This window comes from Demequina sp. TMPB413 (assembly GCF_020447105.2).
Taxonomy (GTDB): Bacteria; Actinomycetota; Actinomycetes; order Actinomycetales; family Demequinaceae; genus Demequina.
Genome location: NZ_CP096184.1, coordinates 2280506 through 2302971 on the forward strand (window position 1 = coordinate 2280506; position 22466 = coordinate 2302971).

The window sequence follows — 22466 nt, forward strand, 5'->3', positions numbered from 1 at the left end:
ATGGGACACTCGTCCTATGCGACGGTCTGAGCGCCTCCTGCGTGCCGCCGTCGCCGCATGCCTGTCTACCGGCGTTGCGCTCACGATGCACGTCGCCGGCGGCGGCGCTCTGCCGGCACTTCCTGGCATCGCGGTGCCCCTCATGCTCGCGTTCGCTGTCAGCGTCCACCTGGCTGGCAAGACGATGTCGCGGTGGCGCCTCGGCGCCGCAGTCGCCTCGTCCCAAGCGCTCTTCCACGCCCTGTTCGCCCTGGGTTCAGGCGCTACGTTCGTCACTCACTCCGGCGACGCCCACACGGGACATGCCCCTGGTGCCTTCGCTATTCACGCCTCCGGGTCGCACGCGGCTCAGTCCCATCTCACGCCATCGATGCTGGGGGCGCACGTCGGCGCCGCCATCGCGACCTACGCGGTCCTGCGCCGTGCCGACGTCCTGATCGCCCTGATCCGCGACGCCGCGGCGGCGCTTGTCTCTCGCCTCACCGTCCCTGCCCCAACCGTCATCGCGACCGGCGCCGCCGTCGTCCCTCCCCGCCCCACGCGCACGCCCATCAACATTGCCCGCTGCCCGCACGCACCGCGCGGACCCCCTCTTCGCCTCGCCTGATACCGCTACCCGCGCACCGTGTGCGCCCCTTCAGACGAGAAAGAGATACTCATGTTTGCCTTGTCCCGTGCTGCCCTCGTGGCGGCGATTGCCCTGACCCTTGCCTCCTGCTCGACAGGCTCCCCTAGCGACGACGCCTCGTCGCTCACCATCACCGATACGTGGGCGAAGGCCGCCGACGACGGAATGACCGCCGCCTTTGCCTCGGTCCACAACAACGCCGACCGCGATATCACCATTACTGGCGCGAGCTCCCCGGCCGCCATGGCCGTCGAACTTCACGAGGTCGTCGACGACGAGATGCGCCAAGTCGATGGTGGCTTCACCGTTCCAGCAGGCGAGACGCTCATGCTCGAGCCCGGCGGACTCCACCTCATGTTCATGGGGATTTCCCAACCGATTGCTGCTGGCGATGAGGTGACTGTCACGCTCACCCTCTCGGATGGCACTCACGTCGAGTTCACCGCAGTTGCGAAGGACTTCGCTGGAGCCAATGAGGACTACGACGGCGGGATGGAGATGGAGTCCTCCTCCCCGGAGCCGAGTCAGTGACCTCGATCGAGAACACGCCGTCGCGGCGCCGGTTCCTCGCAGCGGGCGCCGCTGCGGGGGCCGGCGCGTTGGTGGGCGTCGCCGGAGGCGTGGGCGCCGAGCGAGCCGGCGCCATTCCAGGCGCGCCCGCGCGCCCTGACGACGCTGGGGTCAACGGCGGCCGGGTCGTCCCCTTCTACGGCCCTCGCCAAGCGGCAGTGACGGCGCGTCCCGGAGCCTTCGCGTCGTTCGTAGCCCTCGATCTAGCCAGGGGCGTCGGCCGTGAGCGACTCGCCGCCTGGATGAAGCTCATCACGGACGACGCTGCACGCCTGACCCAAGGGCTCCCTGCACTCGCCGACGTGGAGCCCGAACTCGCCGCGACGCCAGCAGGCCTCACGATCACGGTGGGTTTTGGGGGTGGCTTCGTGGAGCGGGCGCGCGGCGAGCGGCCCACGTGGCTGCGTCCGCTGCCCGCGTTCTCGATCGACCGCCTCGAAGAGGCCTGGTCAGACGGCGACGTGCTCTTCATCGTCACGGCCGATGAGCCAGGGACCGTCGCTCATGCCTTGCGCATGCTCCTCAAGGACTCGCGCGCGTTCGCAACCCTGCGATGGCGTCAAGACGGGTTTCGCAGGGCGTACGGCTCCGACCCTTCAGGGCGCACCATGCGCAACCTCTTCGGCCAAGTGGACGGCTCCGCCAACCCGCGGCCGGGCGCACCTGACTTCGACGCAGCGGTGATCGCGGGAGACGAAGCCCCCGCCTGGTTGAGGGGCGGCACCAGCTTTGTGTTGCGGCGCATCGCCATGGACCTCGACGGCTGGGACCAGGTAGACAGAGTGGGACGCGAGAACGCGGTGGGGCGAACCCTCGACACCGGTGCGCCACTCACAGGAGGCAACGAGCGCGACCCGCTCGACCTCGACGCCAAGGGGGCCAATGGGCTCCCCGTCATCTCGTCGGTGGCCCATGCTCGGCGCGCCCACGTGGCCGATCCCGCGCTCCGCATCGTCAGGTTCGGCTACAACTACGAAGAGCCGCCCGCCCCAGGATCGACGGCGCTGAGTTCGACCGGACTGCTCTTCGGTGCGTGGCAAGCCGACGTCGATCGACAGTTCGTGCCGCTGCAGCGCGCACTCGACGAGGCCGACCTGCTCAACGTGTGGACCACGCCGATCGGCTCGGCCGTCTTTGCCATCCCACCTGGTTGCGCTCGGGGCGGTTATCTTGGCGAGGCGTTGCTAGGCGTCTGACGGCCGGTCCCACACGATCGTGTAGCGCCACAACAGTTGCGACTTGTACTCCGCGCCGGGCAAAACCTTTGCTGCGGCGGCCTGCACATCGCGGTAGGTGTGCGGAGGCGGCCATGCGGTGGGCGAGCCGTGCTGCCACGAGCCTTTGACAAGGGCGAACGCCTTGTCAGCAATCGAGGCGCCGACCTCGCGGTGCAGATCGCGCCACGTGGCACGGGCCGCGCCGACGATGCAGAGGCGACCGCCTGGCGCCACCCACGACTTGAGCCGCTCCAAACCCTCCTCGATGTCCATGTGGTGCAGCATGGCGCCCGAGTAGACCACGTCGGCTGGCTCAAGATCTGTCGAGAAGATGTCGCCGACAATGTAGGTGATGCGCTCGGAGTCTTGGGCGAGCGCTCGTTCGATGCTCGGCTCGTCGACGTCGATCCCTGTGACCGTCAGCCCCGCGCGCGCCATGGTGCGCGCAGCAAGGCCCTCCCCGCATCCCGCATCGATTCCCGTGGCCGCGTGCTCGGGAAGTTGAGCGAGGAGTTGCTGTTGGTAGCGGATCGTGTGATTGAACCGGCGGTTGTCTGGGACGGAGGAGGGCGCTGATGACATGCCCCCAGTGTGCCGGTCGCCGGAGGTGGTGCGCGCCCCGCCGCGCACACTTTGGCGCGAGACCCTACTGTGGAAGGGTGAGCAATGACGCCACACCTCCAGCAGAGGTGCACATCGACGAACCACTCGTGCGTGCTCTTCTCAAGAGCCAGCACCCCGATCTCGCGGATCTTCCGCTGGGCGCCCACCATGAGGGTTGGGACAACGTCACGATTCGCTTGGGGGACGACCTAGCCGTCAGGCTACCCAGACGCCGCCTGGGCGCAGCCCTGACAGCGACAGAACTCGACTGGATTCCCGACGTCGGCGCGAGTTGGGCCTTCCCCTCTCCGCGCGCACTGCGCGTCGGTCAACCCAACGAGCGCTACCCCTGGCGATGGTCGATCGTTCCCTGGCTCGACGGCGTTCCCGCCTACGAAGAGCCGCTGAGCGCCGACGGGGCGGCGGAACTTGGCCGCGCCCTCGCCCAGGTACACGTCAGCGCGCCCTCTGATGCGCCCATCAACCCGTTCCGCTCGCGACCGTTGCGCGAGAGGGCCGAGAGGCTTGACTTGCGACTCGAGGCGCTCACCGCAGAGCACGCAGACGCCTTGAGCTCTGACGCCGCCCGCGCAATGTTCCAGGCGGGCGCCACCCAGGAGCCCGCTGACCCGACCTGGACGCACCTCGACATCCACGGCGCCAACGTGCTCACGCAGGGAGGCCTCCTCGCGGGCTTGCTCGATTGGGGGGACGCCGCCGCCGGCGACCCCGCCACCGATCTTGGCGAGGCGCTCGTGCTCGTCGGTCGCGAGCTCTTCGCGCCGCTCGCGCGGGCCTATGCCGACGCTGGTGGCGCCGCCGCGTCGGATGGCACGTTGACAGAGGCGACCATGAAGCGGGTTGAGGCGGAGGCCGTCGCTTACGCCGCTCTGCTCGCCGCCACCGAAGACGGTGACCATGCCAGGGCGGGGTGGGTGGCGCTCGTGGACTTGGGCATTGCCGACGCCGTTCCCACCGGCCTCACGGTGCCCGCTAGGGCGTAGGGTCCGAAATGGCCGTCACGACGGTCGATTCGACTTCACGCCCGTCGCTCACTGTGGCCGAGCGAATCGGCGGGCCTGGGTACTTCGAGCTAAACCAGAACACGAGGGTGACCTCGCCGCTAGCGACCTCGTAACGCGCGCATTCCAACCGGCCGAGCGGGGTCTCGATGGTCTCGCTGGTGATCGTCGTGACGTCTCCGGGGTAGACCGCGCTATCGCGCAGGTCTTCCCACGTCGTCCTTGCCTCCATGGCGTCACCCAGCGGCTCGCCCTTGTCATCAAGGGGGGTGATACCGATGGAGACTTCGTGTTCGTCAGGGTCGATGTACACGGTGCGGCGCCGATCAACCACTTTGCCCTCGCGCTGAGTGACGAGTTCGCGGCTGTGGCCGTGTGAGAAAGCGGCGCGAATCTGTTCCGACGTGAACGGCGGCTTGGCCATAGTCATGTCTCCACGCTACCCGCCGCGACTCAGCCGTGCGCGGCGAGCCGGACTACAGCCCCAGCGCCTTCATGTACGGCTCGAGGATCTCCCAGTTCTCTTCGTCTGAGCGGTCCTCACTCCATATCTCGTCGTACTGTGCGCGCTGCTCTTCTGTCAGTTTTGCCCACACGTCGAGCAGGCGCTGGATGTCCGCATGCCAGTAGCCAACGATGCGCAAGGCACGAGCCGGAAGCCCCAACTCGCGCCGCAGTACCGTGCGAACTTGCCGCGACACCGACGACTCACAGGCGACCCACACGTACACCGGCGGCTCGTCGCCGTGCTCGACGCCAGGCACATCGCCCGCGAGCGCCGTGCTCGCCGTCGCGGCCCTCACCTCCCTCGCCGTCGCGTCGACGATGGTGCTCGCACTCACGCCGTTCCCGCCGACGACCCACTCCACCGAGGCGTCGGCCGCAGTGGGAAGCGACCGTGCATCTTCTAGCGAGGCGAGCTCGACGACAACCACAAACCGCTCGTCTTTGCTTGCCTCAGCGAGGATCCTGGCAATCGCTGGCAGTGCCGTGGCGTCCCCCACCAACACGCGAGGGACGCGCGCTGCTGGAGCCGCGTAGTACGCCTTCGGCTCGCTGACCTTCACCGCGTCGCCCACGGTGAGTGACTCCGCCCACGCGGAGCCTTGGCCGTGGCCGTGGATCGCCACTTCAAGTTCGAAACCCTCAGGGGTCACAGCGGAAATGGTGTAGTGGCGAGCGGTGTGGCCGTCGGCGTCTGGAGTGTGGGCGCCCACCTCGATGTGCACAAACTCGTCAGGCACGCCCAGCGACGACCACGCGCCGTCGCCACAGACCTGAAGACCCACCCTGACAAAGCCGGGCGTGATGCGGGCAAGGGATGTGACGACGGCGTCGATGGTCGTTTCCATGGCTTAAGCGGCCTCCTCGAATGCGGGCACTTCGGTGGCAGGGTCGCCGTCAAGGGCGGCATCGAGCTTGGGCGCCAACTGCTCGACAACGTAGGCCTGTGACAGCGGACTCGCGAAGGAGAACGCGCCTTCGAACACGTTGGACGTCGACCAGATGTGGCCGCCGTTCATGGTGATTCCGAGCGAGTCGTATCCGGGCATGGCCTCGATCTGAGCCTGGGTATCAGGGGACAACGCGGCCAGCCAGATGACGGTGTCGAGGTCGAGGATGTCGAGGCGCTCCGGGCTGACCGTGAGGTAGAAGTCGGTGTCGACATCGCCGTACTGGTCGACCACCGTGGTCTCGAGTCCAAGGCGCTGCAGCAATGCGGGACGGGGATCGTGAGAGTAGTAGGCGCCCGGCTGGCCCTCGAAGAGGAAGCCGACGGCTCCTGTCTTTCCCTCCCAATCGGGGTGAGCCTCGCGCGTGCTCGCGAAGAGCTCCTCGTTGGCTTCGATGAGTTCCTCGCCCTGCTCGGATTTGCCAACGGCAGCGGCGATCAGGCGCGTCTCTTCATCGAACGGCATTCCATAGTCCGCGTAGTCACCCGACTGAGCGACCACGGGCGCGATCTGGCTCAATAGGTCGTACTCCTCCTGCGTGATGCCCGACCACGTCGCGATGATGAGGTCGGGGGCGAACCCTGCGACCTGCTCGATGTTGAGTTCAGCGTTCGCGAGCACCTCTGGCTCGGCGCCGACGGCCTCGCGTGCTTCGTCTGCCCACGGCCAGGTCGCATAGTCGTAGCCACCGAACCATTCACGCACGGCGACCGGCGCGACGCCCAGGGCGTAGAGCCAATCCTGCTCGTGGTAGCCGACGGTGACCACGCGCTCCGGCTGGGACTCGATGGTGGTCTCGCCATACTTGTGCTCGAGCGTCACGGGGAAGGCGTCTGCAGCTGGAGGCGCGGAGTCGGTCGGGTTCGCAGTGTTGGACGCTTCTGGCGAGCCGGACGACGAACACGCGGCGAGCGTAAGCGCCGCGGCCGCCATCAACGCAACGCCCGCACGGCGGGCAAAGGTGGGGTTTCTCATGGTGTCCTTTCGGGATGGGGAACGACGTCGGGTGACGCTTCCGGTGTGCGCAACCCGGTGAGGGGCGCGCGGGAGGGAACGACGAGCGGGGTGCCGGTGACGGGGTCGGGCACCACAGTGACGGGGAGGCCGAAGGCTGCGGAAACGCGCTGTGCCGTGAGTACCTCTGCAGGCGTGCCGCGGGCAAGGACAAGACCGGCAGACATCAACACCACGTGGTCCGCGTAGCGCGCTGCCTGGCCAAGGTCGTGCAACACGGTGACGACGGTGCGGCCCGCGGCGGCGAGCGCGTGGAGTAGATCCATGACCTCGTACTGATGGGCGATGTCAAGGTAAGTCGTGGGTTCGTCGAGCAGCAGGATCTCGGTGTCTTGGGCAAGTGCCAAGGCGATCCAGGCCCGCTGGCGCTGGCCGCCGGACAGCGAGTCGACAGGACGGTGCGCGAGCCCCGTAAGGCCTGTTGCTGAAAGGGCGTGCGTGACTGCCTCGGTGTCGGCGCTCGACCACGGCGTGAAGGCGCCCAGGTAGGGAGTGCGACCGCGGGCGATCAGGTCCTTGACCGTGATCCCTGCGGGAGCAATCGGCGCTTGCGGGAGCAAGCCGAGTTCCCGCGCCACCTCCTTGGTTGGCCGCCGGTGGATATCGGAGCCGTCAAGCGTCACGACGCCTTCGAGGGGCTTGTGAAGTCGCGCCATCGCTCGCAGCAGGGTCGACTTGCCACAACCGTTCGGGCCGATGATGGCGGTCAGTGAAGCGGGAGGGATCGGGACGGAGACTTCGTGGACTACGCGGGCCGACCCGTATGCGAGGGAGAGCTCCGCGGCCTCGAGACGGTGCGGTGGCAGCGGCTGCTGATGATCGGTCATGAGCGAATTCCCTTCGCGCGGTGCAACAGGTACAGCAAGTACGGGGCGCCGATGGCTGCGGTGAACAGCCCGATCGGCACCTGCGTCGGCGAGAAGAGCTCCCTCGCCGCGAGGTCGGCGACTGCGGTCAAGGCCGCGCCGGTGATGATCGACGGAACCAAGGCGATCCCCTCCGTGCGCACAAGTCGTCGTGCGATGGCGGGGGCTACCAGGGCAACGAAGCCGATGGGCCCGGTGAGGGCGGCCGCCAGGCCAGCGGCGAGCGCTCCCAGCGCAATGGCCGCAAGGCGCAGCCGCACCGGTCGCACTCCCAGTCCAGCGGCGAGGTCGTCTCCCATCTCGACCACCCGAAGCTTGCGCTCGAGCCACAGCGCCAGGGGAACCGTGACCGCGACCGCGATGGCCGCGAGGGTCACGTGCTCCCATACACGCGCATTGGTCGACCCGATCGTCCACAGGTACGCCTGGGGAGCGAGGTGCTCGGGAACGGCCGTGAGCAAGTAGGTGGTCACCGACGAGGCCACGAAGCCGATGCCGATTCCCGCGACGATGAGCCGCATCGGTTGGATCCCACGCGACCACCCCACGCCCACGATGAGCGCGGATGTCAGCAGCGCACCCGCGATTGCTGCGGGAGCGAGCGCAAGCGAGGAGGTGTTGCCGAAGGCCCACATGGACGCGACGGCGGCGGCCGCGGCGCCCTGAGTGACCCCAAGGATGTCCGGCGATGCGAGCGGATTGCGGGCGACGGACTGGAGGAGTGCACCCGAGCAGGCGAGCAAGGCGCCCACGAGCGTCGCCGTGTAGGTGCGCGGAGCGCGCAATTGGCCGACGATGAAGTCAGCTGGCGAATCGGTCGTGAAGCCCGTCGCGGATTGCAGCGAGTCCCACCACGGCAGCGCCGTCTGGCCGTACGTCAGCGCTACGACGACGGCTGCGAGCGTGATCGCGGCCAGCACCAGCGAAACCCGCGCGGGCCTTGCGAGCGTCATGGCGCGACCGCCCTCATGCGTCGCGCGAGCAAAGCGAGCAGGATTCCGCCCAAGAGCGCGGTGGTCACGCCGACGGAGATCTCGCCTGGACGCGCGACGATGCGTCCCGCCACGTCACACAACAGAACGACCGCTGCACCGAACGGGATGGACAAGACAAGCAGCCAGCCGATGCGGGGCCCGACGAGGGCACGGACCAGGTGCGGCACGGCGAGACCCACGAACGCGATCGGACCGGCCAGCGCCGTCGCGACCCCCGCAAGGGCAATCACCGTGACCAGCACGTGCACGCGCGTGAGCCCTGCACGCGTCCCCAGCGACGCCGCCGCGTCGTCCCCAAGCGCGATCGCGCTCAGCGGTCGCACCGCGAGAAGCGCCACGAGGATCGTCAGGCCGATGCCCACCACGAGCGGACCGGTGGGCACTCCCGCCCTGCCGGTGAGCGATCCCGCGAGCCAGAAGCGCAACTGGTTGAGGGCGAAAGGCTGCGCGACGACGATGGCGGACGTGACCGCGGTCAGCAGCGCGGTGACGGCGGCGCCAGCGAGCACCAGCCTGGCGGGCGCTGCGGCGCCTGCCCCGGTCGCTCCCACGCCATAGGCGACGAGACCCGCGACGGCAGCCCCCATGAAGGCGAGCAGAATCTGTGGTGCGAACGAGCCCACGCCAGCCACGACGGTTCCCAAGACGATCGCGAGCGCGGCACCCGCGTTGAGCCCCAAGAGCCCTGGGTCGGCGAGAGGATTGCGAGTGAGGGACTGCGTGAGGGCTCCTGCGACGGCGAGCGCAGCGCCAGCCGCGATGCCGATGACGGTGCGGTCGACGCGCAGGTCCCGCACAATCTGGTGACTCGCGTTGGCCGGGTCGTAGTCGACAAAGGCGGCCCACACGTCGGCCGGGGGGATCTCTTGGGCGCCAATCGCCAGCGACGCCACCACCGCGACGAGCGCGACGATGATGGCCGCGGGCGCGGCGAAGGCAAGGCGATACACGGAGGCTCCGAAGTGTGAGGCGTCGCGACGGCGACGACAGCAGGTAAGGCGAACCTAACTCACTGGCGGGCGTTTACGCAACATCACTGTTGCGTAAATAGGCGCCGACGTGCGGCAATCGCTCGCGCCGCTACCAGGCGGCCCGTGCGAGACTCCCCTGGCTCACACCGAGCGCGCGTACGTCACGACGCCTTCTTCAGGCGCCGCCTCGTCCGCCGCGCCATCGATGACTACGGCGAAGCCTTCCCGACGCAGAAAGCCCCGCGCCCTCACGTCGGCCGCGGGAACATCAGTGACGAGCACGGGAACGCCCTCGCGATCGCAGTGTCGGACGGTCTCGCCGAGCAGTTGCTGGGCGGCGCTGCGACCGCGCACCGTGTCGTGCGCCTGAACGGTGACGAGCTCGGCCCGTTGGCGGTCGGGATCGATCCGGAAGGCAACCACACCATGAATGTCGCCATCCGCGATGTAGAGGAGCACCGTGGGTGCGTCTTCGCGCGGGAAGAGCACGTCGATGGTGCGCTCGAACAGGCCTTGCGATGTGGCCGCGCCTCGCCCCCTGCGCGACTCGTAGACGCCGCTGAAGAACCTGGCCACGTCCTGGGTATCCGCCGCCGCTGCGATGCGGATGGGCGCAGACATGGCTTGAGGATACGTGAAGAACACGCGTTGTCGAAGCGCTTCGTTCGAAACGTAGGGAATAGGCGGGGGTGGTCGAGCGCTTATCTGTACGTCTTCGTACACTTTTGATAAGGAGTCCCCATGAGAATTCTTCACCGGATCTACGTCGAGGCCGTCGGCGTCTTGACTCTCGCCGCCTTCGCGCTCACTACGCTGCAGGCGATGCGGCACGGCTCACCAGCCCATCTGATCGCGGCTGCCCCATGGCTCGCGAGCTTCATCCTCATCTTTGGCTCTGCGGTCGCGCCTCGCCGCCTCGTCGCCAAGACGCGGCATCACTCGTGGCCGTTCTACGCCGCCAGTGTGGTGGCGACGGCCGCCGCATTCGCGGTCCATTGGCTAGCCGGCCTCCTCGCACTCGCGGGCACCGCTGCCTTGCTCGGCTACACGCTGTGGTTCACGCGTCAGCATCGTCCGGCTCCCGTGGTCACCGTGGGCGAGGTCCTCCCAGACTTCCCCCTGATGCGCGTCGACGGTTCTGTCGTGTCATCGGCCGCACTCGCGCAACAGCCTCACGTCATCCTGTTCTATCGGGGCAACTGGTGCCCCTTTTGCATGGCTCAAGTACACGGGGTGGCCGCTCAATACCGGGAGTTGGAACAGCGCGGGGTCAAGGTGGCGCTGATTAGCCCTCAGCGCGCCGAGGATTCCGAGGAACTGTCGCGCCGCTTTGAAGCTCCGATGGACTTCTATGTCGACGTCGACGGCTCGGCGGCAAGGACTCTCGACATCGTCCAGGCTGGCGGGGTTCCTGTGACCTTCGGTGCCGGGACAAACGGCGATACCGTAGTGCCCACCATCATCATCACCAAGGCCGACGGCACCGTTGCGTGGATTCACCACGCCGACGACCACCGCGTCAGGCCGGAACCGTCAACCTTCCTGGAGGTCATCGACCGTGAAGGGATCGGCGTCTCGAGGTCAGGCGCGTAGAGACGGAATCGCGAACGCCGCGCTCCAGTTGTTCTTGGAGCGCGGCTTCGGCGTCTCCGTCGACGAGGTTGCGCAGGCGGCAGGGGCCTCCAAGCAGACCATCTACAAGTTCTTCGGCGGCAGAGAAGGACTCATTGGCGCGGCCATGCAAAGCGAACTCGAGGCCGTCGTCGGGCCGATGCGACAAGCGGCGAAGTTCGCAGGCTCGCCTGAGGATCGGCTCGAGCGCTTTGCTCAGGCCTATCAAGACACGCTTTTTGCCGACAATTGCCTTGCCATGTACCGCTTCGTGATTGGCGCAACACGTGAACATCCCGGCCTGAGCACCGTATTCAACGAGACGGTCGTTGAGTACCTCTCGGGGCTTGTGGAGCCTGCCGTCGCCGCAGCCACAGGTGCGGACCCCGTACGGTCACGGGAGATCGTGCAGATGTACCTCGGGATCCTCCAAGGCACAGAGCTCAACAGGGCCCTCGCAGGGATGAGCCCGGACGCAAGCACGCTCGCGGGCCTCAGGGCCGAGGCCGTCCGCGCCGTCCTCAAGTCGCAGTGACACCCGACGGGCTCCCACTTCCGATATGCCGTGACGCCGGCACGAACAGTCCCACGGAGGCCCCTCGTCACGCGGGTTCTACCGCCCTTGCAAGCCTTCTCGAGAGCGGTCGCCAGCTCACGGCTAGCGGATTGTCCCCCGAAAGGATCATACTTCTGCCATGAGAACGCAAAGGCTGTCCTTGATCACCTTGCCGGTTGACGACCTCGGGGCCGCCATCGACTTCTATCAGCGCGCCATGGGGTGGGACGTCAAGATGCGCTTCGGCGACGACATCGCCTTCGTGCAGATGAACGGTTTTGTCGCCGCGTTGTGGTCGCGCGCCGCTTGGGAAGCCGAGGGGCTCGACTTTGCGCCGCCCGGCTACACCTCCTTCGCCATCAACTTCTCGCGTCCGCCAGAGGTTGACGAGGTCGCCACCCAGTGGGCGGAAGCAGGAGGCGAGATCGCAAAGGCGCCCGGCGCGGTGTATTGGGGCGGGTACTCCGGTTACGTGCGCGATCCGTGGGGCAACCTCATCGAACTTGCGGTGAATGACGCGCTCCACATCGCTGAGGATGGCCTGACGGAACTGCGCGACAACTAGCCCCACCCTCCGCAAATGGCTTGATTCGTACCGCCTGGCGCCCGTTCCCCGCACAAATGGCTTGATTCGTACCGCCCCAGGGGCCCCAGCGTCGGCAAATGGCTTGATTAGTACCAGCGTCGGCTGGCTACCACCCGGCCGACGCGTCGGCCGTTGATCCCTGCCGCACACCTCCGGTCGGAGCGCAGGCAGTACAAATCCAGCCACTTCTAAGGTCCAGGGGCTAGCAACGGTACAGATCCAGCCACTTGCGGAGCGGCGGGCCTTGGCGCGGTACAAATCAAGCCATTTGCGGGGGCGGGGCCGACGCTGGCCACGGCTTCCCGCCGAGACCTCAGGCCGATCGCGTGACCGCTAGAGCTCTCCATGGGACAGTAGAGCCATGGAAATCTTCGAGACCCCGCTGCCTGGCATAGGCGTTCGCTACGAGTTCACTTCGGAACTCGGCGACCATGTGGGTGTCGTGGTGCGCCGCGATGGAAAGCGCGATGTCGCGCTGTACGACCGCCAGGACCCCGACTCCTGCCGCGGCACCATGGAGCTCACAGAGGGCGATGCCAGCAAGCTCGCAGAGCTCCTTGGCGGCACCAACATCACGGCGCGGCTCGAGTCCCTGAGGCACATGGTCGAGGGCCTTGCGATCGAGTGGGTGACGATGCCAGCGGCCGGTGGCTTGAGTGGCAAGACCATCGGCGACGGTCACATTCGCACCGCGACCTCTGCCTCGGTCGTTGCCGTCATCCGCGGCGATTCCGGCTTCCCAGGACCAGGACCAGAGTTTGTGCTCGAAGGGGGCGACACCGTGCTCGTCATGGGCGCGGACGACGCGGTGGGCCACGCGCGCACCATTCTGACGGGCTGAGCAATGCCCACTCTCGCGGGCGTCTACCTGTCCGCCAACGCGACTGAGCCGCTCCACGCCTCGGTGGTGCTCATTGAGCTCGGGATCGTGTTGCTGGTGCTCGCGGGTCTGGGGCGACTTGCGTCCCGCATCGGGTTGCCGTCGGTGCCGCTGTACTTGCTCGCCGGCCTGGTCATGGGCGAGGGCAGCTTCTTCAAAGTCGATGCCGGCGAGGAGTTTCTCGCGATCGGGGCGCAGATCGGCGTCGTCATCCTGCTCCTGCTGCTCGGCCTCGAGTACTCGCCTGCCGACCTCAAACACGGACTCAAGACCACCTGGCTGGCCGGGCTCGTCGATGGTCTCGCCAATACAGTCCCCGGCATCGTGATGGGGCTAGTACTTGGCTGGTCGCCGCAGGCCTCGCTACTGCTCGGTGGGGTGACCTACATCTCGTCTTCCGGCATCATCGCGCGCCTTCTCGATGATTTCGACAGGTATGCGAACCGCGAGACGCCCGTCATCCTCAGCCTTCTTGTCATGGAGGACATCGTGATGGCGGTGTTCCTGCCCATCATGGCGGTGATCTTGGTCGGGTCGAGCGTGGTGCAGGGTGCGGTGACAGCCGGCATCGCGATCGGCCTCGTCGCAGTGGCGTTCTTCGTGTCTCTCCGCTTCTCCACCCATGTGTCAAAGGCCGTGCACTCGCGCTCACGCGAACTGCTGTTGTTGTCGGTGTTGGGCCTGTCGTTCTTGGTTGCCGGGATTGCGGAGGCGGCACAGATTTCTGCAGCAGTGGGCGCGTTCCTCTTGGGTCTGACGCTCTCGGGTCAGGTCGCCGACGAGGTGCGGACCCTCCTTCCTCCCTTGCGCGACGTGTTCGGCGGGATCTTCTTCGTGTTCTTTGGACTCACGATCGACCCGCGCGACCTCCTGCCTGTCCTCGTGCCCGCGCTCATCCTGGCCATCATCACTGCAGTCACCAAGATTGCGACAGGCGCCTGGGCGGCGTCCCGTGCAGGCATTGGCCCCAAGGGACGCTGGCGTACCGGGTTGTCTCTTGTCGCGCGCGGAGAGTTCTCGATCGTCATCGCCGGTCTCGGCGTGGCCGCCGGTGTCGAGAGCACCCTCGGGCCACTCGCGGCTGCCTACGTGCTCATCCTGGCCGTGGTGGGCTCGGTGCTCATGCGGTGGGCAGACCGGATCCCGGTGCCCCGCGCCGTGACCAACCTCCCGACTCGGTCTACTCGCCTAGGAACCCGCGTCCGATCGACCAAGAAGGCCTAGCCAGCACGCCGCGCCCGCGGGTAGGAAGTCCGACCTGCTGGCCACTTTTCGTATGTAAGAATTGTCCGTCGCCCGGTGTGGCCCGCGCTTGCGAGGCCCCGGGATGATGCGCCGGTCACATCGCGCGGGTGGTGTGACACTCGCGCTTGCGGGCGCAACCATGGTGTTCTTCGGAGACTTCTGATGTTTGCGCGCTATCGCGAGATCCTGGCGCTGCCGGGCGCGTCTGCCTTCTTCTGGTGGGGCCTCCTGGCACGCATCCAGATGGGCATGACCGGGCTGGCGACGTTCCTCTTGGTCCAGATCGAGTACGGCTCCTACGCGCTCGCCGGCTCGGTCCTCGCAGCCGTCGCCATCGGCAACGCCATCCTGGCGCCTCAAGTCAGCCGACTCATCGACGAGTTCGGCCAGTCACGCGTGTTGCGCATCGGATTCGCTCTGTCAGTGACGGCTCGGTGCGGTCTGGTGATCGCTGCGTTGATGCACGCGCCGCTGTGGATGTTGCTGAGCGTGGCTCCCCTGGTGTCGCTCAGCGGTAGCCAATCGACGCTCACCCGCGCCCGGTGGACCCACATCGTCCCCGACAAGCACAGCCTCAATACGGCGTTCTCCCTCGAGAGCTCGCTCGAAGAAGTGCTCTTCATCGCGGGTCCGGCGCTCGCCACAGTGCTCGCTACGACGGTGGCGTCGTGGCTTCCCAGCGCCATCGCGGCTTTCACGCTCCTGGTCGGCGGGTACGTGTTCTTGTCGTTGCGATCGACGGAGCCTCCCGCGCGCAGGGCCGACGCTGGGACAGTGCCGCTCACGATGGCGCCGGTGATCGACGGCTCGCTTCCGCGAGTGGGACTCGTTCCTGAAGGTGCACGCGCGCGCAAGCGGCCCCGCCGCTACCGCAACCCGTTACGCGGACATCTGCTGGTGACGACTCCCGCGCTCATCATCACGACCGTCGTGTTCGCCACCCAAGGCGCGCTCTTCGCGTCCGTCGACGCGTCCACCGTGGCGCTCGCCGAGGAACTCGGTCACAAGTCGTGGTCGGGCCCCGTTCTCGCGGTCTTCGCCCTCGGTTCGTTGGCCGGAGGCCTGTTGTATGGCTCGCGCATGTGGGCGGGTTCTCTCGCATCGAGGCTGCTGTGGGGAGTCACGGGGAGCGGCATTGGCGCGGCCACGTTCGCCTTCGCTCCCAACCTGCTGGTGCTCGGGGCTCTCATGTTCATGACAGGACTGGTCATCGCTCCGACCATGGCGGTGGGCGACGGAGTGGTGCACGCGCTGATCCCTCGGTCTCGCATGACGGAAGGCATGGCATGGACGCGTGTCGGTCTCGACCTCGGCGTCGCCGGCGGCGCGTGGCTGACGGGAGTGATGGTCGAGCGCGGCGGGGCGTCGCATGGCTTCGGCGTGACGAGCGCCGCCGGTCTTGCAGGGGTGCTCATCATGGCCGCGTCATGGCGGTATTTGCGCGCCAAGCGCGCGTACGACGAAACGGTGGTTCGGGAGCCGAGTCTTGAGTCCGACCGGCAACGAGTCACTGGAATGATGAGCGCATGACCCGCCCGTTCACGGTGCGGCCCGTCCGTCTCGACGACGCCGCAGCCATCACTGCTATCTACAACGCCTACGTGCTTGACACGGTGATCACCTTCGAGATCGACCCCGTCGACAGCCAAGAGATGGCCAGGCGCATCGCCAAGCTCCTCGACGCAGGCCTGCCGTGGCTGGTCGCAGAGGATGCCGTGATTGCGACCGAAGGGGGCGCCGATTCTGCGGTCCTTGGCTACGCCTACGCGTCCCCTTTCCGCGATCGCGCTGCGTACGACCACACCCTTGAGACGACGGTGTATCTCCATCCCGATGCAAGGGGCCGCGGGCTAGGCACCGCCCTCTACGGCTCGCTGTTCGCTGCCGTCGAGGAACTCGAGCCCGACGTCAGCCACCATGCGCCCGTTCACGCACTCATCGGCGTGATCGCGCTGCCCAACAACGCCTCCGTTGCTCTTCACGAGCGCTTCGGCATGATGCAAGTTGGTCATCTCGGAGCAGTCGGCCGCAAGTTCGATCAATGGATCGATGTCGGCTATTGGCAACTCACCTACGACGCCTGACAGACCGCGGGGCCTCACCGCGCACCTGGCCGATGCCGACCCCGGGGCGGGGAGTGCGTCACCTTCCGTTGCGGATCCGTCACGGGCAGGCCAGGATTGGACTGCCAACGTCGTGCTGACGTGGCACCCTTAACCCCGTTTTGGGGACTTGCAGCGAAAGAGCAAAATACATGAATATCGCCTCACTGAGGCGGCATTCCGATGATGGATTCTCCTTGGTCGAGATGCTTACCGTCTTGATCATCATCGGCGTGCTCGCCGCCATTGCCATACCCCTTTACCTCGACCAACAGAAGCGCGCCCACGACTCCACCGCACAATCCGACCTCAATGCGATCACCAAGGGCATCCTTGGCGAGATTGAGGAGGATCAGGTGGGAGCGCCTCTGCTCACTGTCTCCGGAACCTCCGTGCTCCTCGATGGCGAGAGCGTCGGCTCCCTGTCCCCCGGCGTCGTGCTCGGTTCGTTGCACTGGACCGACTACGAGGACTGGTGTGTTGATGTGACCCATCCCGGCGGAGACCACGCGAAGAACCCCGGCTACAAGTTCGAGTCCACCGAAGGCAAGGTGGAGGTGGGCCAGTGCTCGTGACAAGGTGCCATCGCGTGGTCGCCTCTACCTCCGTCCACGTCAAGCGGCGGCGCGCCTCGGGGTCGACGACCTGCCAGTAGACCGAGTCGGACTCCCTTTCGGTGTCCGGGTAAGTGTCGCCCGAGCGCAACGACGAATCAATGACCGGTTGCCCTCGATGCCACCGGGTCTACGAGTTCCGCAGAATGTCTTCTACCTCGTTGTAGTCACCCAGAGTCGTGTACGGGGTGATGATCAAGAATGAACCGTTCGCGTCGTGCTCGTCTGTCGCCTCGCTGTAGTGGAGCTCGGCATACCAGCGTCCTTCCAGGTCGGGGCGTGAGAACGCAAACTTGGTGACCTCCTCGTCCGACACGCGCTCGTCAAGCCTCGCCTCCCACCCCTCGGACTCGAGTGCGGCGATGATGCGATCGCCCATTGCCTTGGCGACACCGGGTTGGTCTGAGAACGCGAGGTACAGCCGAACATTCCAGTAGGCGGGATCTGACGGACGGTGTCCGGCGCGAGATGTGTCACCGTAGCGCACGCCCGAGGTTGACACCGCCTCTGCCGTGAACTCCTCCTGCGGGATGGCGTCGACCACCAACAGGGCGGTCTCTTCGGCCGTCGCTCGGTACTCCATTAACCGGCTCTGCTCCGACACGCATCCTCCTAGGGTCAGGGTCACTGCGACCACCAGCGCCGCCACCGCCACCGCGCGAGCGGACCTCACGGCGACACCGTCATGTATCTGGCGTCGATGTCATCACGGTCGTTGCCGTGAGTAGCCAGCACGCGATCGCCCGGCAAGACAACGTGAACGTCATCGGGCCGATACAGCTCCACCTCTCCATTCACCACCACGCCAATGACATTGGTGAAGGCCGTGCTCCCAGGGTCCAGCAGCGCAGAGTGCCCGGCGAAGTGAGGTGGGTTTCCGCCCTTCCAATAGTCCTCCAGATCGGTGCTGGTTGGATCGGAGGCGTCCACCTGTCCCGTCTCGAGCCTGACAACCCCCGGTGTGACGAGCGGGCTCGGCCCATGCGGAGCGAAGAAGTCCTGTTCCGGGTGCTGGATGAGTCCCACCACCTTGTCGTTGCGCACCATCATCGAGAAGTGCGGCGCGTCGCCAGTGTGCGGGAAGTCCCGCAAGCCCGTCACACCGTCACCGAGCCCCGCCGGGGCCACGTAGACCACCTTGTCCGCGCGCAGTCCAGCCTGTTCGGCCAAACCGAGCGTCGCGGCGCCGTAACTGTGGCCGACCGCCGTGACGTCGGCTCCGACAGGCAGCTCGATCGCGTTGGTGAAGCGTGCGAGCCGCGGTGCGAGCGCATGCGAGTAGGAGGAGTCGATAGCCTCGGGGATGTCACCCGGCATTTCGCCGCCGCACCACTGAAATACGGCGGTCGGCTCGTTCTCATCGCTCGCCGCCACGTAGATGTCCCCAGCCCGCGCGTCGGCAAATCCCATCACCGAACTGCCGGTGCCAGGCACCGACACCACCACGTGCTCCACCCAGTCCGGCATCCCGCCAGTGACTGGGTCCACCCACCCGTGGTAGGTCGCGATTGCCTCGTGGGCGGGATCAAAGACGACAATCTGGGTGCCGGCGACCTGGCGTGGCACGCCGCCGCTCATCTCGAAGGCCGGCGGCACCGCGATCAGGGAGCGATAGTAGTCCGCTCTGGCCTCCTCCTCCGCGATGCGTTGGCGACGGGCCTGGTAGTTGTAGGCATGTTCGCGGTCCGTTGGGATATCGGCGAGTTGCTGCCTGAGGTCGGCCACACGAGCGTCGATCGTGGCAATCTCGTCCTGGACCCCATAGCGGTTCGCTTCGATCCTGTCGGCAAGAATCACGCCGTCGAGGTTGCCCACCATGCGAGGCGCGTGCTCGATGAGGGACCGAGTGGCGTCGGGGTCCAGGTTCGACCACCACACCTCGACCTGATCCGCCGGCGGTGGAAAGAGCCACAAAAGCTCGGCGAGATCGGGATGCTCCTCAAGCCACGCGAGGATCGCATCAGCATCCTCGCTCGCCGCGAGCTGGCGCAAGAACGACATCATGACGGCGGCCTCAAAGTCGGCCTGCGCCACTGCGGAACGCGGGCCGGGGCTGGGGTGCCGGAAAGCCGACATCGCATGCAGCATGAGTGCGTCGGGATCACCGATGCGTTGAAGCGCGCCCACGCAGTCAGAGGTGGCGGTCTCGATGAGGTCGCCTACGGACAGACACTCAGCCCACAATCGACCGTTTGCCTCGAACTGCCCTGGGCCCCACGCATCGTCCATATCCGAGACCGGCATACCCCACTGTTCTGCCATCGACTGCCGCGCGGTGAACACCTGCCTGCGCAGGTCGGGCACCTCGCATTCGAGAGACTCGATGCGCGCCTTGGCCCACGCGAGGGAGTCCGCAAGATCACCGAGCGCGAAGGCGGCTCGCTTGATGCCGTCCCGCGCCTCGGTGACCGCGCTGGTGGCCAGCGCCATCCGATCCATGAGCGGCGCCGTCTGGGCGGAACTCAGCACGGCGGGAACCCCCGCCCACGTTCCCTCGAGCGAGTTAGCGGCGCCATCGAGTTCGGTTGCAGCCTGGCGAAGCTCGTCGGCCGCGCCCCGCACGGCGTCCGGCTGAACAGGCAGGTCAGGGACGTCATGCACGGAGACGAGCGCCGTCATGATCTCTCCACACGCGCGTTCGAGGGCGTGAGGCCGTTGTGCGTTTCTAGGCCATCGGTCGCGAACACCCTCGCCGCGAGTTGCTCATCCTGTTCCAGCAGGGCAAGCACGCCCCTGCGTGCAGCCTCCACCGTGAGCCCCGCCGCAGTCATCGACTCTTGGGCGAGCATCGCCCGAGGACCGAGAACGCGCGCGCATTGACCGGACACGGCAGGTAGCGCCGCCACCGCCCGTGCGGCTGCGCGATGTGCGCGCTCCGCAGCTGCGGACGCCGCCGACCACTCCTGAACGTTGACCGTCGCCCGATGACTCAGCTCCAGGACCCCCTGGACGTCTATCCCCACCCTCATGAATGCAAACTACCCGAAATCGCCCTCCCCTCCGATGGGAAGGATTCCCCTGTGGATAACCCGAGACTCGCCACTGGCGGCAACATCGTCGGCGTCCTGTCACCCCACTGACATGACAACGGCCCGGCTACTCCGCAAGGAGCAACCGGGCCGCCGTGACAAGCCTTAAGCGCGAATAGCCTTGGTGGCCGCGATCAGGTTCTCGAGGCTCGCGGTGGTTTCTGCGTAGCCGCGCGTCTTGAGGCCGCAGTCGGGGTTGACCCACAACTGCTGACCAGGGATCGAGTCCTTCGCGAGAGTCAGCAGCTCCGTGATCTCCTCCGTCGAGGGAACACGTGGGCTGTGAATGTCCCACACGCCGGGGCCAATGCCGCGCGCGTAGCCGTGGCTCTTGATCGCGGGCAGCACCTCCATGCGGGAGCGTGCCGCCTCGATCGACGTGACGTCGGCGTCAAGGCCATCGATCGCGTCGATGATCTCGCCAAACTCGGAGTAGCACAGGTGGGTGTGCACCTGCGTGTCGTCCTTCGCGCCGGCCGTGGCCAACTTGAAGGAGTTCACCGACCAGTCGAGGTACGCAGGCTTGTCGGCGTTCTTGAGGGGCAGGAGCTCGCGCAGGGCGGGCTCGTCCACCTGGATGATGCCGATGCCGGCCGCCTCGAGGTCGGCGATCTCCTCGCGGAGCGCGAGGGCGACCTGGTTGGCGGTCACACCGAGCGGCTGGTCGTCGCGCACAAAGGACCACGCGAGGATCGTCACCGGGCCGGTGAGCATGCCCTTGACAGGCTTGTCCGAGAGCGACTGCGCGTATTCGGCCCAGCGCACCGTCATCGGCGTGGGGCGTGCGACGTCTCCCCAGAGGATCGACGGGCGCGTGCAGCGCGAGCCGTACGACTGCACCCAGCCGTTAACCGTGACATCGAAGCCGTCGAGCAACTCGGCGAAGTACTGGACCATGTCGTTGCGCTCGGCCTCGCCGTGGACCAGCACGTCCAGGCCAAGGTCTTCCTGCATCTTCACGACGGAGGCGATCTCGGCCTTCATCGCGGCCTCGTAGTCGGCGTCGCTCAGCTCGCCCTTAGCCCAGGCGGCGCGCGCCTTGCGGATCTCAGGGGTCTGCGGGAACGAGCCGATGGTGGTGGTCGCGAGCTCGGGCAGGTGGAAGCGGTTGGCCTGGGCCACAGCGCGCACCGAATAGTCGGCACGAGCGAAGTCCTGCTGCTTGACTGCGGCCAGGGCGTCACGCACGTCCGCGCGGTTGGTGCCGGGGTGAGCCTTACGCGAGGCGAGGGCTGCGCGGGCCGCGGCCAAGGCGTCGGCCGCTGCGTCCTCGCCCTCGGTGAGCGCGGTGGCGAGGGCGGCGATCTCCGCGACCTTCTCGTCGGCGAATGCGAGCCAGCTGATGAGCTCCTCGCCCAGGTGCTCCTCACCCGTGAGGGTGTGAGGCACGTGGAACAGCGAGGTGGAGGTGGATACGGACACCGTGGCCCCGAGCCCCTGCACGGCCTTGAGGGTCGCAAGCGCGGCGTCCAGGTCGGTGCGCCAGATGTTGTGGCCGTCGACCACACCGGCCGCGATGACCTTGCCGTCCAGCTGCACGCCCGTCGGCACGGTGCCGCGCACCAGGTCGATGCCGATCGCCTCGACCGGCGTCGCGGCCAGCACCGGGAGGGCGTCGTCGAGCGAGCCCATGGGCGCCGCGACCAGGAGCTGGGGGCGCGCGGTCTGCTCGCCCAGCCACTGGTAGACACGGGACGCGTTGGCGAGCACCTCGGCGCGGTCGGCGTGGGTGTCGGCCACCAGGATGGGCTCGTCGATCTGGACCCACGCGGCGCCTGCGGCCTTAAATGCGGCCAACAGCTCGATGTACACGGGAAGCAGGTCATCCAGGCGGCTGACCGGGTCGAAGTCGCCGGTGGCGTCGTCGGAAGCCTTCGCCAAGTACAGGAACGTGAGCGGGCCGGTGATGACGGGGCGGGTCACGAAGCCCGCGTTCTTGCCCTCGACAAACTCGTCGACCCAGCGCGTGCTCGACAGCGCGAACACCGTCTCCGGGCCGATTTCCGGAACCAGGTAGTGGTAGTTGGAGTCGAACCACTTGGTCATCTCGAGCGGGGCCTTGTCACCCTCGCCGCGCGCGATGATCGAATACGCGGCCAGGTCGGCGGAGCCGTCGGCGCCGCGCAGGTCCGCGAAGCGCGTGGGGATGGCGCCGAACGTGACTGCCGCGTCGAGCATGTGGTCGTAGAACGAGAAGTTCGAGGGGATGGCACTCGTGTCGGCGCCCAGGCCCAGGCCGGCCAGACACTCGCGGGTGACGGCGCGCAGTGCGGCAGCCGTCGCCTCGAGGTCGGCCTCGGTGGAGGCGCCCTTCCAGAAGGACTCGAGCGCCTTCTTCAGCTCGCGATTCGCGCCGATGCGCGGGTAGCCGAGGATGGTTCCGGTGGGAAAGGGCGCGGGGGTGACGTCTAACATGTTTCCTCACATGAGTGCATGCGCGGCGGGCTCGCCATTGCGCTTGGTCGACGCTCATACACGCGCCGAGACAGCGCGGCACAGTCTA

24 protein-coding genes are annotated in these 22466 nt (G+C 66.9%); 12 read left to right on the forward strand and 12 right to left on the reverse strand.

All coding sequences use genetic code 11. The annotated features are described in order from the left end of the window. Positions 1 to 16 precede the first annotated feature (16 nt). The 3 genes from LGT36_RS10980 to LGT36_RS10990 are packed head-to-tail and all read left to right on the forward strand — an operon-like array spanning position 17 to position 2394. Positions 17 to 607 (forward strand): hypothetical protein, encoded by a 591-nt coding sequence (locus LGT36_RS10980; protein ID WP_226095377.1) that lies wholly within the window; start codon positions 17 to 19, stop codon positions 605 to 607. 51 nt (positions 608 to 658) lie between these two features. Beyond that, positions 659 to 1159 carry a copper chaperone PCu(A)C gene (locus LGT36_RS10985; RefSeq protein WP_226095378.1) on the forward strand — a complete coding sequence of 167 codons (501 nt, stop codon included), beginning with the start codon at positions 659 to 661 and terminating at the stop codon, positions 1157 to 1159. After that, the gene (locus tag LGT36_RS10990; RefSeq protein ID WP_226095379.1) at positions 1156 to 2394 is read left to right on the forward strand and encodes a Dyp-type peroxidase; all 1239 of its coding nucleotides are present in this window, start codon (positions 1156 to 1158) and stop codon (positions 2392 to 2394) included. Before LGT36_RS10985 ends, LGT36_RS10990 begins: the two co-directional genes overlap by 4 nt. Here LGT36_RS10990 and LGT36_RS10995 read toward each other — a convergent pair. Further along, a complete protein-coding gene (locus LGT36_RS10995) occupies positions 2383 to 2997 on the reverse strand; it encodes a bifunctional 2-polyprenyl-6-hydroxyphenol methylase/3-demethylubiquinol 3-O-methyltransferase UbiG (protein WP_226095380.1) in 615 nt (204 codons plus the stop codon). The genes LGT36_RS10990 and LGT36_RS10995 overlap by 12 nt on opposite strands. A gap of 77 nt (positions 2998 to 3074) precedes the next feature. Here LGT36_RS10995 and LGT36_RS11000 point away from each other — a divergent pair, with 77 nt between their 5' ends. Continuing rightward, a complete protein-coding gene (locus LGT36_RS11000; protein WP_226095381.1) occupies positions 3075 to 4022 on the forward strand; it encodes a phosphotransferase in 948 nt (315 codons plus the stop codon). On the opposite strand, the gene LGT36_RS11005 is transcribed toward LGT36_RS11000, so the two are convergent. The 7 genes from LGT36_RS11005 to LGT36_RS11035 form a co-directional block, all read right to left on the reverse strand. Next, on the reverse strand, positions 4012 to 4470 hold the full coding sequence (locus LGT36_RS11005) for a hypothetical protein (protein WP_226095382.1): 459 nt from the start codon (positions 4468 to 4470) through the stop codon (positions 4012 to 4014). The genes LGT36_RS11000 and LGT36_RS11005 overlap by 11 nt on opposite strands. A 46-nt stretch (positions 4471 to 4516) precedes the next feature. Then, a complete protein-coding gene (locus tag LGT36_RS11010; protein WP_226095383.1) occupies positions 4517 to 5392 on the reverse strand; it encodes a siderophore-interacting protein in 876 nt (291 codons plus the stop codon). A gap of 3 nt (positions 5393 to 5395) precedes the next feature. Further along, entirely contained in the window at positions 5396 to 6469 is a 1074-nt protein-coding gene (locus tag LGT36_RS11015) for an ABC transporter substrate-binding protein (RefSeq protein WP_226264524.1), read from the reverse strand. Then, complete coding sequence (locus LGT36_RS11020) at positions 6466 to 7335, reverse strand: ABC transporter ATP-binding protein (RefSeq protein WP_226264523.1); 870 nt, start codon at positions 7333 to 7335, stop codon at positions 6466 to 6468. Before LGT36_RS11020 ends, LGT36_RS11015 begins: the two co-directional genes overlap by 4 nt. Then, complete coding sequence (locus LGT36_RS11025; protein ID WP_226096127.1) at positions 7332 to 8327, reverse strand: iron chelate uptake ABC transporter family permease subunit; 996 nt, start codon at positions 8325 to 8327, stop codon at positions 7332 to 7334. Before LGT36_RS11025 ends, LGT36_RS11020 begins: the two co-directional genes overlap by 4 nt. Continuing rightward, a complete protein-coding gene (locus tag LGT36_RS11030) occupies positions 8324 to 9319 on the reverse strand; it encodes an iron ABC transporter permease (protein WP_226096126.1) in 996 nt (331 codons plus the stop codon). The genes LGT36_RS11025 and LGT36_RS11030 overlap by 4 nt, the downstream gene beginning before the upstream one ends. Positions 9320 to 9481: 162 nt before the next feature. Further along, complete coding sequence (locus LGT36_RS11035; protein ID WP_226096125.1) at positions 9482 to 9961, reverse strand: N-acetyltransferase; 480 nt, start codon at positions 9959 to 9961, stop codon at positions 9482 to 9484. A gap of 120 nt (positions 9962 to 10081) precedes the next feature. Here LGT36_RS11035 and LGT36_RS11040 point away from each other — a divergent pair, with 120 nt between their 5' ends. The 8 genes from LGT36_RS11040 (at position 10082) to LGT36_RS11075 (ending at position 16895) form a co-directional block, all read left to right on the forward strand. Next, on the forward strand, positions 10082 to 10933 hold the full coding sequence (locus LGT36_RS11040) for a redoxin domain-containing protein (RefSeq protein WP_226096123.1): 852 nt from the start codon (positions 10082 to 10084) through the stop codon (positions 10931 to 10933). Continuing rightward, positions 10899 to 11486, forward strand: coding sequence for a TetR/AcrR family transcriptional regulator (locus tag LGT36_RS11045; protein WP_226096121.1), 588 nt, complete (start codon positions 10899 to 10901; stop codon positions 11484 to 11486). The genes LGT36_RS11040 and LGT36_RS11045 overlap by 35 nt, the downstream gene beginning before the upstream one ends. A gap of 160 nt (positions 11487 to 11646) precedes the next feature. Continuing rightward, complete coding sequence (locus LGT36_RS11050; RefSeq protein WP_226096119.1) at positions 11647 to 12072, forward strand: VOC family protein; 426 nt, start codon at positions 11647 to 11649, stop codon at positions 12070 to 12072. A 382-nt stretch (positions 12073 to 12454) separates the two neighbouring features. Beyond that, positions 12455 to 12934 (forward strand): cation:proton antiporter regulatory subunit, encoded by a 480-nt coding sequence (locus LGT36_RS11055; RefSeq protein WP_226096117.1) that lies wholly within the window; start codon positions 12455 to 12457, stop codon positions 12932 to 12934. A gap of 3 nt (positions 12935 to 12937) precedes the next feature. Then, positions 12938 to 14197 carry a cation:proton antiporter gene (locus LGT36_RS11060; protein ID WP_226096116.1) on the forward strand — a complete coding sequence of 420 codons (1260 nt, stop codon included), beginning with the start codon at positions 12938 to 12940 and terminating at the stop codon, positions 14195 to 14197. 183 nt (positions 14198 to 14380) lie between these two features. Next, positions 14381 to 15748, forward strand: coding sequence for an MFS transporter (locus LGT36_RS11065; RefSeq protein WP_226096114.1), 1368 nt, complete (start codon positions 14381 to 14383; stop codon positions 15746 to 15748). Further along, entirely contained in the window at positions 15745 to 16302 is a 558-nt protein-coding gene (locus tag LGT36_RS11070; protein WP_226096112.1) for a GNAT family N-acetyltransferase, read from the forward strand. The genes LGT36_RS11065 and LGT36_RS11070 overlap by 4 nt, the downstream gene beginning before the upstream one ends. A gap of 170 nt (positions 16303 to 16472) precedes the next feature. After that, positions 16473 to 16895, forward strand: a complete 423-nt coding sequence (locus tag LGT36_RS11075; RefSeq protein WP_226096110.1) for a type IV pilin protein — start codon at positions 16473 to 16475, stop codon at positions 16893 to 16895. Positions 16896 to 17064: 169 nt separating this feature from the next. On the opposite strand, the gene LGT36_RS11080 is transcribed toward LGT36_RS11075, so the two are convergent. The 4 genes from LGT36_RS11080 to metE form a co-directional block, all read right to left on the reverse strand. Further along, on the reverse strand, positions 17065 to 17607 hold the full coding sequence (locus tag LGT36_RS11080) for a hypothetical protein (RefSeq protein ID WP_226096109.1): 543 nt from the start codon (positions 17605 to 17607) through the stop codon (positions 17065 to 17067). Further along, the gene (locus tag LGT36_RS11085; protein WP_226096108.1) at positions 17604 to 19553 is read right to left on the reverse strand and encodes an alpha/beta hydrolase; all 1950 of its coding nucleotides are present in this window, start codon (positions 19551 to 19553) and stop codon (positions 17604 to 17606) included. Before LGT36_RS11085 ends, LGT36_RS11080 begins: the two co-directional genes overlap by 4 nt. Further along, positions 19550 to 19903 carry a hypothetical protein gene (locus LGT36_RS11090; protein WP_226096106.1) on the reverse strand — a complete coding sequence of 118 codons (354 nt, stop codon included), beginning with the start codon at positions 19901 to 19903 and terminating at the stop codon, positions 19550 to 19552. Before LGT36_RS11090 ends, LGT36_RS11085 begins: the two co-directional genes overlap by 4 nt. Before the next feature lie 165 nt (positions 19904 to 20068). Continuing rightward, positions 20069 to 22378, reverse strand: a complete 2310-nt coding sequence (metE, locus tag LGT36_RS11095; protein WP_226096104.1) for a 5-methyltetrahydropteroyltriglutamate--homocysteine S-methyltransferase — start codon at positions 22376 to 22378, stop codon at positions 20069 to 20071. Positions 22379 to 22466 lie beyond the last annotated feature (88 nt).

Bases quoted from the DNA above. Each gene is read 5' to 3' on its own strand.
- LGT36_RS10980 (WP_226095377.1), top strand. From the start codon at position 17: ATGCGACGGTCTGAGCGCCTCCTGCGTGCCGCCGTCGCCGCATGCCTG.
- LGT36_RS10985 (WP_226095378.1), top strand. From the start codon at position 659: ATGTTTGCCTTGTCCCGTGCTGCCCTCGTGGCGGCGATTGCCCTGACC.
- LGT36_RS10995 (WP_226095380.1), bottom strand. From the start codon at position 2,997: ATGTCATCAGCGCCCTCCTCCGTCCCAGACAACCGCCGGTTCAATCAC.
- LGT36_RS11005 (WP_226095382.1), bottom strand. From the start codon at position 4,470: ATGACTATGGCCAAGCCGCCGTTCACGTCGGAACAGATTCGCGCCGCT.
- LGT36_RS11010 (WP_226095383.1), bottom strand. From the start codon at position 5,392: ATGGAAACGACCATCGACGCCGTCGTCACATCCCTTGCCCGCATCACG.
- LGT36_RS11015 (WP_226264524.1), bottom strand. From the start codon at position 6,469: ATGAGAAACCCCACCTTTGCCCGCCGTGCGGGCGTTGCGTTGATGGCG.
- LGT36_RS11020 (WP_226264523.1), bottom strand. From the start codon at position 7,335: ATGACCGATCATCAGCAGCCGCTGCCACCGCACCGTCTCGAGGCCGCG.
- LGT36_RS11025 (WP_226096127.1), bottom strand. From the start codon at position 8,327: ATGACGCTCGCAAGGCCCGCGCGGGTTTCGCTGGTGCTGGCCGCGATC.
- LGT36_RS11035 (WP_226096125.1), bottom strand. From the start codon at position 9,961: ATGTCTGCGCCCATCCGCATCGCAGCGGCGGCGGATACCCAGGACGTG.
- LGT36_RS11040 (WP_226096123.1), top strand. From the start codon at position 10,082: ATGAGAATTCTTCACCGGATCTACGTCGAGGCCGTCGGCGTCTTGACT.
- LGT36_RS11050 (WP_226096119.1), top strand. From the start codon at position 11,647: ATGAGAACGCAAAGGCTGTCCTTGATCACCTTGCCGGTTGACGACCTC.
- LGT36_RS11055 (WP_226096117.1), top strand. From the start codon at position 12,455: ATGGAAATCTTCGAGACCCCGCTGCCTGGCATAGGCGTTCGCTACGAG.
- LGT36_RS11060 (WP_226096116.1), top strand. From the start codon at position 12,938: ATGCCCACTCTCGCGGGCGTCTACCTGTCCGCCAACGCGACTGAGCCG.
- LGT36_RS11065 (WP_226096114.1), top strand. From the start codon at position 14,381: ATGTTTGCGCGCTATCGCGAGATCCTGGCGCTGCCGGGCGCGTCTGCC.
- LGT36_RS11070 (WP_226096112.1), top strand. From the start codon at position 15,745: ATGACCCGCCCGTTCACGGTGCGGCCCGTCCGTCTCGACGACGCCGCA.
- LGT36_RS11075 (WP_226096110.1), top strand. From the start codon at position 16,473: ATGAATATCGCCTCACTGAGGCGGCATTCCGATGATGGATTCTCCTTG.
- LGT36_RS11085 (WP_226096108.1), bottom strand. From the start codon at position 19,553: ATGACGGCGCTCGTCTCCGTGCATGACGTCCCTGACCTGCCTGTTCAG.
- LGT36_RS11090 (WP_226096106.1), bottom strand. From the start codon at position 19,903: ATGAGGGTGGGGATAGACGTCCAGGGGGTCCTGGAGCTGAGTCATCGG.
- metE (WP_226096104.1), bottom strand. From the start codon at position 22,378: ATGTTAGACGTCACCCCCGCGCCCTTTCCCACCGGAACCATCCTCGGC.